12 protein-coding genes and 1 pseudogene are annotated in these 12,614 nt (G+C 73.3%); 2 read left to right on the top strand and 11 right to left on the bottom strand.

Translation table 11 applies throughout. The features are described 5' to 3' along the window. Positions 1-241 precede the first annotated feature (241 nt). Positions 242-2,005 carry a thiamine pyrophosphate-dependent enzyme gene (locus tag IE312_RS21695; protein WP_189984007.1) on the bottom strand — a complete coding sequence of 588 codons (1,764 nt, stop codon included), beginning with the start codon at positions 2,003-2,005 and terminating at the stop codon, positions 242-244. A gap of 39 nt (positions 2,006-2,044) precedes the next feature. Next, positions 2,045-3,628 (bottom strand): FMN-binding glutamate synthase family protein, encoded by a 1,584-nt coding sequence (locus IE312_RS21690; RefSeq protein ID WP_189984006.1) that lies wholly within the window; start codon positions 3,626-3,628, stop codon positions 2,045-2,047. A gap of 145 nt (positions 3,629-3,773) precedes the next feature. Here IE312_RS21690 and IE312_RS21685 point away from each other — a divergent pair, with 145 nt between their 5' ends. Both IE312_RS21685 and IE312_RS21680 read left to right on the top strand, forming a co-directional pair. Next, the gene (locus tag IE312_RS21685; protein ID WP_189984005.1) at positions 3,774-4,868 is read left to right on the top strand and encodes a carboxylate-amine ligase; all 1,095 of its coding nucleotides are present in this window, start codon (positions 3,774-3,776) and stop codon (positions 4,866-4,868) included. A gap of 213 nt (positions 4,869-5,081) precedes the next feature. After that, positions 5,082-5,390 carry a hypothetical protein gene (locus IE312_RS21680; protein ID WP_189984004.1) on the top strand — a complete coding sequence of 103 codons (309 nt, stop codon included), beginning with the start codon at positions 5,082-5,084 and terminating at the stop codon, positions 5,388-5,390. Between the two features lie 63 nt (positions 5,391-5,453). Here the strand turns inward: IE312_RS21680 and IE312_RS21675 are convergent, their stop codons facing one another. The 9 genes and pseudogenes from IE312_RS21675 to IE312_RS41205 form a co-directional block, all read right to left on the bottom strand. Further along, the gene (locus tag IE312_RS21675) at positions 5,454-5,843 is read right to left on the bottom strand and encodes a VOC family protein (protein ID WP_189984003.1); all 390 of its coding nucleotides are present in this window, start codon (positions 5,841-5,843) and stop codon (positions 5,454-5,456) included. Further along, a complete protein-coding gene (locus tag IE312_RS21670) occupies positions 5,833-6,654 on the bottom strand; it encodes a helix-turn-helix domain-containing protein (protein ID WP_189984002.1) in 822 nt (273 codons plus the stop codon). The genes IE312_RS21675 and IE312_RS21670 overlap by 11 nt, the downstream gene beginning before the upstream one ends. A gap of 88 nt (positions 6,655-6,742) precedes the next feature. Next, on the bottom strand, positions 6,743-7,465 hold the full coding sequence (locus IE312_RS41210) for a tryptophan 2,3-dioxygenase family protein (RefSeq protein WP_229900261.1): 723 nt from the start codon (positions 7,463-7,465) through the stop codon (positions 6,743-6,745). Further along, positions 7,462-8,706 carry a pyridoxal phosphate-dependent aminotransferase gene (locus IE312_RS21660; RefSeq protein WP_189984001.1) on the bottom strand — a complete coding sequence of 415 codons (1,245 nt, stop codon included), beginning with the start codon at positions 8,704-8,706 and terminating at the stop codon, positions 7,462-7,464. Before IE312_RS21660 ends, IE312_RS41210 begins: the two co-directional genes overlap by 4 nt. Then, positions 8,703-9,602: a class I SAM-dependent methyltransferase gene (locus IE312_RS21655; RefSeq protein WP_189984000.1), complete on the bottom strand. Its 900-nt coding sequence runs from the start codon at positions 9,600-9,602 to the stop codon at positions 8,703-8,705. The genes IE312_RS21660 and IE312_RS21655 overlap by 4 nt, the downstream gene beginning before the upstream one ends. Before the next feature lie 87 nt (positions 9,603-9,689). Continuing rightward, positions 9,690-10,439 carry an SDR family NAD(P)-dependent oxidoreductase gene (locus IE312_RS21650; protein WP_229900260.1) on the bottom strand — a complete coding sequence of 250 codons (750 nt, stop codon included), beginning with the start codon at positions 10,437-10,439 and terminating at the stop codon, positions 9,690-9,692. Between the two features lie 152 nt (positions 10,440-10,591). Beyond that, positions 10,592-11,236, bottom strand: a complete 645-nt coding sequence (locus IE312_RS21645) for an O-methyltransferase (protein WP_189983998.1) — start codon at positions 11,234-11,236, stop codon at positions 10,592-10,594. Beyond that, positions 11,233-11,982 carry a thioesterase II family protein gene (locus IE312_RS21640; RefSeq protein ID WP_189983997.1) on the bottom strand — a complete coding sequence of 250 codons (750 nt, stop codon included), beginning with the start codon at positions 11,980-11,982 and terminating at the stop codon, positions 11,233-11,235. The genes IE312_RS21645 and IE312_RS21640 overlap by 4 nt, the downstream gene beginning before the upstream one ends. After that, a pseudogene (locus tag IE312_RS41205) lies at positions 11,979-12,614 on the bottom strand (Gfo/Idh/MocA family oxidoreductase); the annotation flags it as partial. The pseudogene IE312_RS41205 and the gene IE312_RS21640, both read right to left, overlap by 4 nt.

Raw genomic sequence — 12,614 nt, 5'->3', positions numbered from 1 at the left:
GGCGTGCCCTCCTCCAGCACCGACAGCCGGTCGAAGAACAGCTTCGACAGCTCCCGCGCGTCCTTCGGCGCCACCTGCGAGGGGTCCGCTATCTCCGGAACGTCCACCGCACGCCCAGCGGTCTGCACGGTCGTCGTCACCATCATGCGCCCCTCCCAGTTCATCAGCACTGCCTGCGCCGGTCCCTTGTCCGGCAAGCCGCGTCTACCCCGGCCTACGGCCTCCACTCCTGGAAATTTTCTCAGTTTCCGTCCGGCTCTCCATGACTGCGCACGATCTCCTTCACCTTGGCCACCGCGAAGCCCCAGCCCTGCTCGACGGTCGGCTTGGCCGGTACGGCGATCTCGTCGGGGTTGGTGAGGACGTCGAGCAGGACCGGGCCCGGGCTGCGGAAGGCGCGTCGCACGGCGCTGTCCAGCTCGTCCGGGTCGGTGACCCGGATGCCGGTGATGCCCATGGCCTCGGCGACGGCGGCGAAGTCCGGGTTGTCGAGGACGGTGCCGAACTCGGGCAGGCCGGCCTGCTCCTGTTCGAGTTTGACCATGCCCAGCCGCCGGTTGTCGAAGACGACGAGCTTGACGGGCAGCCGGTACGTCTTCAGGGTCATCAGGTCGCCCAGGAGCATGCTGAGCCCGCCGTCGCCGCAGAAGGCCACGACCTGGCGGTCGCGGTCGAGGGCCTGCGCGCCCAGGGCCTGGGGCATGGCGTTGGCCATCGAGCCGAGGTTGTAGGAGCCGATCAGCCGCCGCTCGCCGCGCATCTCGACGAACCGGGAGAGCCACACCGTGGCCATGCCCGTGTCCGAGGTGAAGACGGCGTCGTCGGCGGCGATCCGGTCCACGGCCGCCGCCAGCGCCTCGGGGCGGATGTCGTGCGTGCGGTTGTCCAGCGCGGAGCGGATACGGCCGACGACACCCTTGTCGTGCGACGGGTCGGCGAGCCGGGCCTGACCGGTGCGCCACTGCTCGAAGCGCTCGCGCGCCTTCTCCAGGTGCGAGCGGTCGCGCGCGCCGTCCGTCCCGGCGGGCGCGGTGCCGAGGCGGCCCAGCAGATCGCGCACGGTCGCGCCGGTGTCCCCCACCAGTCCGACGTCCACCGGGACCCGGCGTCCGATGTGGGTGGCCTCGGTGTCGACCTGGATCACCGTCCGGCCCTCGGGATACCAGTCCCGGTAGGGGAAGTCGGTGCCGAGCAGCAGGAGCGTGTCCGCGTCCTGAAGGGCCGACGCGGCGGCGGGGTTGCCGATCAGCCCCGTCTGGCCGACCTGGAAGGGGTTGGCGTCGCCCTCGAAGCCCGCCTTGGCCTTCAGCGTGAGCACCATCGGCGCGGCCAGGCGGTCGGCGAGGGCGAGGACGTCCTCGCGGGCGGCGCGGGCGCCCGCCCCGACGAGCAGCGTGACCCGCTCGGAGCGGTCCAGCAGGTCCGCGGCGCGGCGGACGGCCTCCTCCGCCGGCCGGCTCACCGGCGGGTTCAGGGAGAACCGGGCCGGACGGTCCGCAGTCAGTTCCCGCTCGCCCAGGTCGCCCGGCACGGTGAGGACGGCGACACCCCGGCGGCCCAGCGCGTGCCGGACCGCCGTCTCCAGCATCTGCGGCAGCTGGTCGGGCGAGGTGACGGTCGCGCGGAACACGGCCACGTCGCTGAAGAGGGCGTCGTTGTCGACCTCCTGGAAGTAGTCGCTGCCGAGTTCGGCGAGCGGTACCTGGCCGGCGATGGCCAGGACCGGGGCGTGGCTCTTGGCGGCGTCGTAGAGTCCGTTCAGGAGGTGGACGGAACCGGGTCCGACCGTGCCCATGCACACGCCGAGGGTGCCGGTGAGCTGCGACTGGGCGCTCGCGGCGAAGGCCGCCGCCTCCTCGTGCCGGCAGCCCACCCACTCCAGGCCCTCGGTGGTGCGGATGGCGTCGGTCAGGGGGTTGAGCGCGTCTCCGACGACGCCGAACACCTGGCGGACGCCGAGTTCGCTCAGCGCGTCCACGACGACGCGGGCAACGGTACGGGCCACTTCAGTCCTCCCAGTCACAGGGTTCACGGTGCACGCCGTTCACACGGCGAAACGGTCGGGGTCGGCGGCCTTCCAGTCGGCCGCCCAGGAGGCCGGCGGCTCGGCGAGCAACCGCCCCGGCTCCAGCCACTCGTACAGCTCGTCGTAGGGGCGCTCGGTGAAGGGGTCCACGCGCTGGCGGAGCATGTGCGGCCGCAACTGGGCCGGATCGGTGACGCCCATGGACGCCATGATCTGCAGCGCGCTGGCCACGGTCGCCTCCTGGAAGCGCCGCACGCGCGGCGCCTTGTCGCGGACGTCGAGGGCGCGCGCCCGCCGGGGGTCCTGGGTGGTGACGCCGGTGGGGCAGGTGTTCGTGTGGCACCGCTGGGCCTGGATGCAGCCGACGGCGAACATCATCGCCCGGGCCGCGTTGCCGTAGTCCGCCCCCTGCACCATCCGTTTGACCAGGTCGGTGCCGGTGGCGATCTTGCCGCTGGCCCCGATCCTGATCCGGTCGCGCAGGCCCGTGCCGACCAGGGCGTTGTGCACGGTGAGCAGGCCCTCGGTGAGCGGGGCGCCGACGTGGTCGGCGAACTCCAGGGGTGCCGCGCCCGTCCCGCCCTCGCCCCCGTCCACCACGATGAAGTCGGGTGCCGTCCCCTCCTCCAGCATCGCCTTGCACACGGCGAGGAACTGCCGGCGCGAGCCGACGCACAGTTTGAAGCCGGTCGGTTTGCCGCCCGCCAGGTCCCGCATCCGCGCGATGAAGCGCACCAGCTCGCGCGGGGTGTCGAAGACCCGGTGGTACGGCGGTGAGATCACCGTCCGTCCCTCGGGCACGTCCCGGACCCGCGCGATCTCGGCGTTGACCTTCGCGCCCGGCAGCACCCCGCCGATCCCCGGCTTGGCGCCCTGCGAGAGTTTCAGGGACACGCACTTGACGTGCTCGTGCGCGGCCTTGTCGGCGAACTCGGCGGGGTCGAAGTCACCGTCCCGGGTGCGGCAGCCGAAGTAGCCGGTGCCGATCTCCCAGATCAGGTCACCGCCCGGCCGCAGGTGGTACTCGGACAGACCGCCCTCGCCGGTGTCCTGGGCGAACCCCCCGGCCTTCGCGCCCGCGTTGAGTGCCAGGACCGCGTTGGCGGACAGCGAGCCGAAGCTCATCGCCGACACGTTCAGCAGCGCCATGTCGTACGGCTTGGAGCAGTCCGGTCCGCCCACCCGCACGCGCGGCGGGGTCTCGGGCACCGGGCAGGGGGCCATCGACGGCACGAGGAACTCGTAGCCGGGCTGGTACACGTCCCGTTCGGTGCCGTAGGGCTGCTCGGCGTCGGTGCCCTTGGCCCGCTCGTAGACGATGGTGCGGACGTCCCGGTCGAAGGGGCGGCCGTCGAAGTTGCGCTCGACGAAGTACTGCTGGAGTTCCGGACGGATCCGCTCCAGCAGGAACCGGGCGTGCCCCAGCACGGGGTAGTTGCGCAGCACGGAGTGCCGGCGCTGCAGCAGGTCCACCGCGCCCAGCAGGCCCGCCGCGGTGAGCGGCACGGCGGCGAACAACCACCACGGGGAGGCGCCGACCGCCGCTGCGAGCGCCGACAGGCCGGCGGCGAGGACCAGGACGACGAGTGCGATGCGTGTCACCCCACGCTCATTGCCGGGCGACCGCGTCCCAGTCCTGCGTTTTCCTCAAGAGCCGCCCAAGGCGTGGCTCTCCACAGGGCGCACTTTCATCCGGGTGTGTCATGGTTTGGTAAGAGCTGACGACCGGCGGACCCGAAGGCGATCGATGACGACGATCGGTGTGGAAGAGGAGTACCTGCTGCTCGACCCGGTCACCGGTCTGCCGGTACCCCTGGGCGACAAGGTGCGGGGTGCCGCGGGCCTGGGGCACCTGGTGACCGGCCGGGAGGTGCAGTGCGAGCTGCTGCAGGCCCAGGTCGAGGTGGCCACGCCGGTGTGCGGCACCCTGGAGGAGGTCGGGGGGCACCTGCTGCGGCTGCGGCACGCCCTCGGGGCGGCCGCCGAGGCGCACGGGTGCCGGATCGCGGCCTGCGCGACACCTCCGGTACGGCACGGCCACCCCGTGGCCGTCACCGACCGGGCCCGGTACCGGGCCATGCTCACCCAGGCGCCCCAGCTGGTGGCGGAACAGCTGGTCAACGGCATGCACGTGCACGTCGGCGTGCCCAGCCGGGAGACCGGTCTGCAGGTCCTGAACCGGATCCGGGTGTGGCTGCCGGCCCTCACCGCGCTGTCCGCGAACTCTCCGCTGTGGGACGGCCACGACACCGGCTTCGCCAGCTGGCGCACCGTGATCTTCAGCCGCTGGCCGGTCAGCGGCATGCCCCCGCACTTCGCCGACATCGCCGACCACGACCGGCGCGTGCGGCAGCTGCTGGACAGCGGGCTGATCTCGGACACCGGTCAGCTGTACTGGCAGGCCCGGCTCTCGGCGCGGTACCCCACCATCGAGGTGCGGTGCCTGGACGTGCAGCTGCGCGCGGACGACGCGGTGATGCTCACGGGTCTCGTCCGGGCCCTGGTGGAGACCGTGCTGGCGGAAGCCGCCGCCGGCGCTCCCGCGCTCGACTGCGACCAGGAACTGCTGCAGGCGAGCATGTGGCACGCGGCCCGCCACGGACTGAGCAGCACCCTGGTCGATCCGGCCGGCCGGCAGCGCCGGGCCGGCGAGATGCTGTACGAGCTGCTGCGCTACGTCGCCCCCGCGCTCGACGCGTCCGGCGACAGCCGGCAGGTGACGGCCCTGGTCCACCGGCTGCTGCAGGACGGCACCGGCGCGGACCGGCAGCGCGCCGCCCTCGCCGCGGGCGGCCTGCCCGCGGTCACCGGCCTGATCCTCGCCCAGAGCACCATGCCCTGACCCCGCCGGGGGCGCGCCCCGGCCGGCCCGGGGTAGGGTGGCGGGCGTGTGGGAGAACGCGCGTTCGACAGGGCCGATGGGCTTCGGGTAGCCCGCCAGGACGTACCTGGCGGTCGCTGCGAACGGAGTCCCGTGACACGCACCGCTCACCATCTTGCCCCGTCCCACGGCCGGGGTGCGCACGCCTGCCCGTCAGGGAGCCCCTGGCGGTCCGTGGTCCTCCACGACCTCAGGTACAGCGCCCACAGCCTCGCCGTCGCCGCGCGGGAGGCCACCAGACCCCGGCCCCGCCCGGTCCGCCGCGCGGTGGAGGTCTACTCGTTCCCCCGGCACCAGCGGGACCGTTCGGTCGCCCGGTGGTCCGCGGTGGAGGAACGCCGGGCGCGCCGGCGGCTGCGGGCCCGGGTGGGCCTGATCCTGCGGCTGGTGAACTCCCCCGGCGGCGAACTCGCCCTCGACGCGGCGGAGACGGTGGACGTACCGCCGGCGCGTCATCGGCGCGGCGCGCTCTGGCACGCGTAGCCGCCGCACGGTCCGGCGCCGCCGGGTCTCCCCCGCCTCGCCGGGCCGCCCCCGGCCGGTCCGTCAGGACCCGGCGTCGCCGCTGAGCACCCACAGGTGGCCGAAGGGGTCCTTCACCCTGCCCTGTCGCTTGCCGTAGGAGCGGTCCTCGACCGGGATGACGATCGCACCGCCGAGCTGTGCCACGCGGTCCGCCGTGGCCGCCGGGTCGGGCAGGTCGATCATGAGCAGGACCGGGGAGCCGCCCATGGACAGCGGGTCGTGCCAGCCCCACTCGTCGACGCTCTGCGCCAGCGCGAAGGCCGCCGTGCCGAGGGAGAGTTCGGCGTGCGTCACGCGTCCCTGGTCGTCGGCCACCCGCGAGGTCAGGGCGGCTCCCAGGGCCTTGGTGTAGAAGTCGATCGCGGCGTCGGCGTCGGCGACGAGCAGCTTGGGCGTCAGTTCACTGGTCATGGCTCGAGGATCGCGGCGCGGAGCCCGCCCAGCCTTGTAGATTTCGGCCCTCCTCCGCGAGCCAGGCGCTCGGTGTGGTCCGCATCAGGTCGTGGAAGTCGCGTACCAGGTGGCTCTGGTCGTGGTACGCGCTCTCCGCGGCGATCTGGGCCCAGGAGTCGGCCCCCTGCGAGGCGCGGCGGACGGCGGCCGCCAGCCGGGCGACGCGTGAGGCGAACTTCGGGCCGATCCCGACCTCGCTCCCCATCACGTGGCGCAGGCGGCGCGGGCTGAGGTGGACCTGCCGTGCGACGTCCTCCACGGACACCCGTCCGCGGCCGGCCCGGATGATCCGCAGTGCCTCGACGGCGTACGGGGACACCTCGGGCCGGTCGGCCCGTGCCAGGTGGTCCAGGAGGCGCCGGCGCATGAGCGGGGCCCGCGCGCCGGCCGGCCGGTCCGCCAGTTCCTCGCTCAGCAGGCCCAGCCACGGCAGCAGCGCGTCGGCGTCGAGGCCGCCGGCGTCCACCTCGCTGACGGGGACACCGGTCAGCCGCTGGGTGGCCGTGGGCGACAACTCGACGTACACCACCGGCTGGCGGGGGCGGAGGATGAGGCAGGGCGTGGCCGTGCCCGGCCGCATCATCCCGGTCACCACCGCCTGCGCGCGCCGGGCGTGGTCGCCGTAGCGGACGTCGATGGGGGCGCCGAGGCTGACGACCAGCCGGGAGGAGAGGACCGGGAGCGCCCGGTGCAGCCGAGGGGGGCCCGTGTGCTCGCTGACGGCGACCACGCCGATGCCTGCCGCCCGACATGCCTGACGCAGTTCCACCGGACCAGTGTCCCATCGGCTCGGTCCCGTGTCCCGGGGGCGGCGGCGGACGGTGCGCCGTGACGTCCGCCCCGCAGCCCGGTGCCGGTCAGGCGCGCGGGTCCTGCCGGTGCAGCCGCTCCCGCGCCGCGCGCAGCTCCGGGAACGGCATCCGGGCCCGGGCGAGCAGGTACGAGCCGCCCGTGGTGCCGCCCGTACCGGGCAGGGCGCCCAGGGAACGGTCGACCAGGACCAGGTGGGCCACCTTCCACTGCCAGAAGCGGTATCCGAGGTCGAGGAGGGCCTCCGCCAGGCGGTGGGGGGCGCCCGCGCCGGACGCGCCGAGGCGGCAGACCTCCTCCGGGCTGGTGCCGCGCGCGGCGAGCGCTTTGCAGAAGGCCCGGTACAGCGGGCTCCCGCCCTCGCCGGCGGTGCCCAGGCACCGTTCCAGTTCGTGGAAGTTACGGGACTGGGCGCCGCTGGCGCTGCCCAGGCGGGGGCGGAACGCGGCGAACCGCTGCACGGGGAGCCGTTCCAGGAGCCGGACGGTGTCCGCGAGCAGGCCCAGCACCGCCACCGCCCGGTCCAGGTGCTCCAGCGCCTGTTCGATGCCGTCGGGTGCCGCCGGAGCGCCGGTGTTCACGAGCGCCCCGGCCGCCTGATCCAGGTCGCGCAGCACCTGGACGAGCCACAGCTCGCTGGTCTGGTGGGCCACGATGAAGAACAGTTCGGCGGAGCCGGTGGCGGTGTCCTCCCCCGCCGGGGACAGCGGCTCCTGGAGCGACAGCAGCCGCTCCAGGCGCAGGTACCCGGCGTAGTCCTGTCGGGTCACGGTGATCCGCCCCGGGAGCGCAGCGTCCTGACGTGGGCGAGCAACCGCGCGACGCCGGTGTCGAGTTCCGCGGGGTCACCGCAGAACGCGAGCCGGACCAGGGTGCGGGCCTCGGGCGCGGGGTCGGCCGACAGGACCCGGCCGTCGTCCGCCAGGACGGGCCGCAGCGCGAACCCGGCGGCCGGGGCCACGCCCACCTCGTGGGTGTCCAGCAGGCCCGCGGCGAAGGTCTCCGCGTCGACACCGGTGGAGGCGATGTCCAGCACGGCGTACCAGCCGCCCTGCGGGAGTTCGGCCAGCAGCCCCGCCTCGCGCAGGGCGGGCAGGGCCCGGTCCCGGTTGGCCCGGACCATCCGGGCGTTGGCCCGGGCGGCGTCCTGCGCCTTCAGGGCGGTGAGCCCGGCGTACTGGACCGGGGTGGAGGGGCCGATGATGCTCGCCTCCTGCACCACCCGCAGTGCGCGCGCGGAGGTCTCGTTGGGCGTCACCACGTATCCCAGCCGGTACCCGGTCATCGCCAGGCTCTTGGAGAAGGTGAAGGTGCTGAAGACGCGCCGCTCCTCCTCGGGCACGCCGCTCTCCAGGGAGGCGAACGACACGTGCTCGCCGTCGTAGACGAAGTGTTCGTACGCCTCGTCGCTGATGACACTGAGGTCGTGGGTGCGCGCCACGTCCAGGACGGCCCGCAGGGTGCCGGCGTCCAGGACGGCACCGGTCGGGTTCGCCGGGGAGTTGACGAGGACGGCCCGGGTGCGGGGTGTGACGGCGGCGCGCAGGGCGTCGGGGTCGGGGCGGTATCCGGGGCCGAGCGGGTAGAAGACGGGCCGGAACCCGGCGAGCAGGACCTGCTGGAGGTGGATCGGCCAGTGCAGTTCCGGCATCAGCAGTTCGTCGCCCGGCCGGGCGAGCGACTGGAACAGCGCGGCCAGCCCCTGGCAGGAGCCGGGCGTGACGAACACCCGCTCCGCGCTGGTGCGGTGGCCGTTCTCCGTCTCCAGTTTCACGGCCAGTGCCTCCCGCAGGGCGGTCATGCCCTCGGCGGAGGTGTAGGCGGTACGGCCGTCCCTCACGGCCTGTTCCACGGCCAGGGCGACCTCGCGCGGCGGCGGGAAGTACGGTTCCCCGACGTGCAGTTTGACGACGGGCCGGCCGGTCGTCCGCTCCCGTTCCTCCGCGGCGCGGAAGACCGCGTGCAGGCAGGACGGGGGGATGGTGGCGGCGCGGGGGGCCGGGCCGCTCATCGGTCTGCGTCGGCGTCGGCGGAGCCGGCGGCCGGGACGAACTCGTAGACGAAGAAGCTCTGCAGCTCCGCGGGCCGTTCGCCGATCACGTGCTTGGCGGCCTGTTCGAAGCCGTGCACGGCCAGTTCGTGTTCGACGATGAGCGGCGACAGCTTGTGCTCCTCCTCGAACGACGTGACCATGTCGTCCTTGGTGATCTGCATCTCGGCGATGGCGACCTGCCAGTAGCCCCGCTCGATGGCGTAGTCGATGACGAACTTGTACCAGTTCCACAGGGTGCGCCGGCGGCGGTCCTCCAGGTCGCGGGACCACTCGGGGACGGTGCCGTGCTCGCGGTACGCCTCGATCTCCTCCGCGCTGGCCAGCAGGTAGCCGCCGCCCAGCTCGATGACCTCCGCGTTCCGCAGCCGTTCGGCGTTCTCGTCCGTGCAGTACTCCGGACAGAACTCGTCGCCGAGTATCAGCACGCCGCCTTCGGTGAGGAGGTCGCGCACGTGCTGCAGGTGGCTGTGCGGCAGGTGGTGGTGGCTGCCCCAGGAGATGATGACGTCGAGCGGTTCCTTCCACTCCGTGAAGGACTCGGTGAAGACCTCGGCGCGGGGGTGGGGCGCCAGCCGTTCGCGGGCCTGGCGGGCCGGGTTGGGCGCGATCTCGTTGGCGATGACCCGGCAGTCGGGCAGCCGCTGCGCGATCAGCTCGGAGAGCACGCCCGATCCGGAGCCCACGTCGATGACGGTCAGCGGGCGTCCGGCCGCCTGCCGCCTCTTGGCGACCAGTTCCACGATGAGCTGGTCGCCGTCGCTGATGTCCGGGTGCCCTTCGCGCATGACGGCGCCGACGTCGACGCGCTTGAATTCCTCACGGCCGTAGACGGTGGAAATGTTCTCGGTGCTCATTCTTTTCTCCCTCGGCCTTTCCGGCACCGTCGTGGCGTGTGACCTGTGCCGGGCTGTTGCACAGAAACGGATGGCGGGAATCGGTGATTACGACGTGCGGCCGCCGTCGACCGGGATGAGGGCGCCGGTGACCCATCCGGCGGCCTCGGGGTCGAGCAGCCGGCACACCCAGGGCGCGACCTCGTCGGGGGTTCCGAAGCGGCCGAGCGGGGTGCTCTCGACCATGGCGTCACGCAGCCGCGCGACCTGTTCGGGGGCGAGTCCCAGATCGTCGTACATGGGCGTGTCGACCGGGCCGGGAAGGACGGCGTTGACCCGGACGAGCGGGGCCAGTTCCCGGGCCAGCGACCGGGTCAGGCTGTTCAGGGCGGCCTTGGAGGCGCCGTACACCGCCCGGTCGGGCATGGCCAGCGCGCCGCCGACGGAGGAGACGTTGACCACGCACCCGCCGCTCGCGCGCAGGGCGGGCAGGGCGGCCCGGATCAGGTGGACGGGGGCGAGCAGGTTGACGTCGAGCATGGCGTTCAGGTCGACGGGGTCGGCGTCGGCCAGGGGACCGAAGCGGGCCAGCCCGGCGTTGTTGACCAGGCCGTCCAGCCGGCCGAAGTGCTCCAGCGCGGCCTGCACGGCAGCGGTGGCGGCGGCGGGCCGGGCGAGGTCCGCGGGGTGCACCAGGGCCTGTCCGTCCTCGGCCCCGCCTGCGGTCTCGTGCAGGGCCCCGGCGCGCCGGCCGACCAGGGCCACGCGGGCGCCCTCGTCGAACAGCCGGCGTGCCACGGCGCGCCCGATGCCGCTGCCGGCGCCGGTGACCAGGAAGGTCCTGTCGTGCAGACTCATGAGGGGAATTCCGCTCGCTTTCTCCCGCGGCCGGAGGTCCGCGGTTTTCCGCTTTCTGCCGGCGGTCGTCATGAGCCTATGGCCCGGTGCGCCGGAACCGGCGCAATCTTTCAGGGTCCAAAAAGAATCCGTCCGGTACCGGACCGGGCAATTCAGCCGGGCTGGATTCGCCGGATCAGCGTGATGCCCTCGCGCACCGTGAGCACCACCTGTTCGACCCTGGGATCGTCCCGAACCTTCTCGTTGAACGCGCGCAGGGCGACGGTGTCCGGCTTGTCGTCCAGGGGGTTGGCGACGCCGCCGAACTGCAGGACGTTGTCGACGGCGATGAGTCCCGTGTCGGACAGCCGGGGCAGGACCGCCTCGTAGTAGTCGGCGTAGCCCTGCTTGTCGGCGTCGATGAACACCAGGTCCCAGGGCCCGTCCAGGCTCTTGAGCTGTTCCAGCGCGGGGCCGAGGCGCAGGTCGATCCGGCCGGCCAGGGGCGAGGCGGCGAAGTGGCGGCGCGCGATCTCGGCGTGCCCGGGGTCCAGCTCGCAGGTCACCAGCGTTCCGTCGGGCGGGAGTTCGGCCGCCATGCACAGCGCCGAGTAGCCGGTGAAGGTACCGATCTCCAGGACGGTACGGGCGCGCAGCAGGCGTACCAGCAGGGCCAGGAAGCGGCCCTCCAGCGGGCCGACCATCATCTGCGGGACCTCGCACCGGTCGCGTGTCTCCTGGGCGAGCGCGGCCAGCCAGGGTGGTTCGGCCGTCGAGTGGGCCTCGGCGTACGCCTCGACGACGGGCCTGACGATCATGCGGCCTCCCGGTCCGTGGTGGTGAGCAGCCAGCGCACGAGGTCGTCCTCCTGGCCGCGGAAGTAGAAGTGGTCGCCGGTGAAGAGGCGGAAGGTGAAACCCCCGCGGGAGACCTCCTGCCACGCCTCGGCCTCCTTGGGAGTGACCTCCGGGTCGGCGTCGCCCACGCAGGCGGCGACGGGGCAGGAGAGCAGGGGGGCGGTGCCCGGCCGGTACCGCTCGACCATGCGGTAGTCGGCCCGCAGGGTCGGCAGGACGTTCCTGCGGACCTGCGGGTTGGCCAGCAGCAGCGGCGGCGTCGCGCCGAGCCGGGCGAGGTCCTCCCACAGGGCCTCGTCGTCCAGGTGCTTGTCGCCGGGCTTGTGGTGGCGGGGGGCGGGCCGGCCCGACAGGCACAGCAGGGCCGGGCTGACGCCGTGCCGGTGCTCCAGGCGGAGCGCGACCTCGTGGGCGACGGACGCCCCCATGCTGTGTCCGAAGAGCACGAACGCGCGGTCGAGCGCGGGCAGCAGCGCGGCGCTGATCCGGTCGGCCAGGTCGGACATCTCGGTGAGGTGGCGCTCGGCCGTCCGGTCCTCGCGGCCCGGGTACTGGGCGATCATCGGTTCGGCCGTGGGCAGGACGAGTCTGGCCATGCCCCGGTAGAAGCTGGCGGAGCCCCCGCCGTGCGGGAAGAACACCACCCGCAGCCGTGCGGAGGGGCGCGGCCAGTACCGGCGGAACCACAGGTCGACGTCGGGGCTCATGGGCGGGCCCCCCGTTCCGGCGGGTCCTCGGTGAGGGGTTCCGGCGGGTCCTCGGTGAGGGCCGCGGCGGACAGGACCCGCGGCGCGGGTGTCCCGCGGTGCAGGCGTACGGGTCCGAAGAGGCCGGCGACCTCGTGGGTGAGCCGGCACAGGGTCAGGTGGTACTGCCCCTCCCGGGCCGGGTCGGTGCCGTCACGGATGTCCTCGCGCAGCGCCCGGAGGGCTTCCACGGTGCCCTCCGGCCACAGCTCCCCCAGGACGCGCCGCTGGTCGGGTCCGGTGGCGGGGCCCAGGGGTGCCGTGCCGGGGTGGTCGAAGAAGGGCGCCCGCGACTCCTCCATGCGCACGGTGTCCCGCATGTCGTACGGCATGTGCGGGCGGGGGCTCCACAGGACCGGCCCGTGGGTGTTGACCAGGGTGAGGTGTCCGCCCTCGGTGTGCAGGGTGACGCGGTGGAAGAGGTGGATGTGGTTGTCGGGGTCGGCGGGGTCCATGTCGTTCTGGAGCCGCAGCGTGCAGGGCACCCCGGCGATCACCCCGTCCAGGCTGCGGTACACGGGCGGTACGCCGGTCAGGTCCGCCAGTTCCGGGGGCAGCTCGCCCGGCCGCCCGAACCCCCAGGGGCGGACTCC

Origin of the sequence: Streptomyces capoamus (assembly GCF_014654935.1) — a bacterium.
In the GTDB taxonomy this organism is placed as follows: Bacteria; Actinomycetota; Actinomycetes; order Streptomycetales; family Streptomycetaceae; genus Streptomyces; species Streptomyces capoamus.
This window is presented reverse-complemented; position numbering and strand designations above follow the sequence as displayed.

Coding starts and splice junctions, on each gene's coding strand:
- IE312_RS21640 (WP_189983997.1), bottom strand. CDS start 11,982: ATGAGCCCCGACGTCGACCTGTGGTTCCGCCGGTACTGGCCGCGCCCC.
- IE312_RS21660 (WP_189984001.1), bottom strand. CDS start 8,706: ATGAGCGGCCCGGCCCCCCGCGCCGCCACCATCCCCCCGTCCTGCCTG.
- IE312_RS21650 (WP_229900260.1), bottom strand. CDS start 10,439: ATGAGTCTGCACGACAGGACCTTCCTGGTCACCGGCGCCGGCAGCGGC.
- IE312_RS21675 (WP_189984003.1), bottom strand. CDS start 5,843: ATGACCAGTGAACTGACGCCCAAGCTGCTCGTCGCCGACGCCGACGCC.
- IE312_RS21645 (WP_189983998.1), bottom strand. CDS start 11,236: ATGATCGTCAGGCCCGTCGTCGAGGCGTACGCCGAGGCCCACTCGACG.
- IE312_RS21655 (WP_189984000.1), bottom strand. CDS start 9,602: ATGAGCACCGAGAACATTTCCACCGTCTACGGCCGTGAGGAATTCAAG.
- IE312_RS21685 (WP_189984005.1), top strand. CDS start 3,774: ATGACGACGATCGGTGTGGAAGAGGAGTACCTGCTGCTCGACCCGGTC.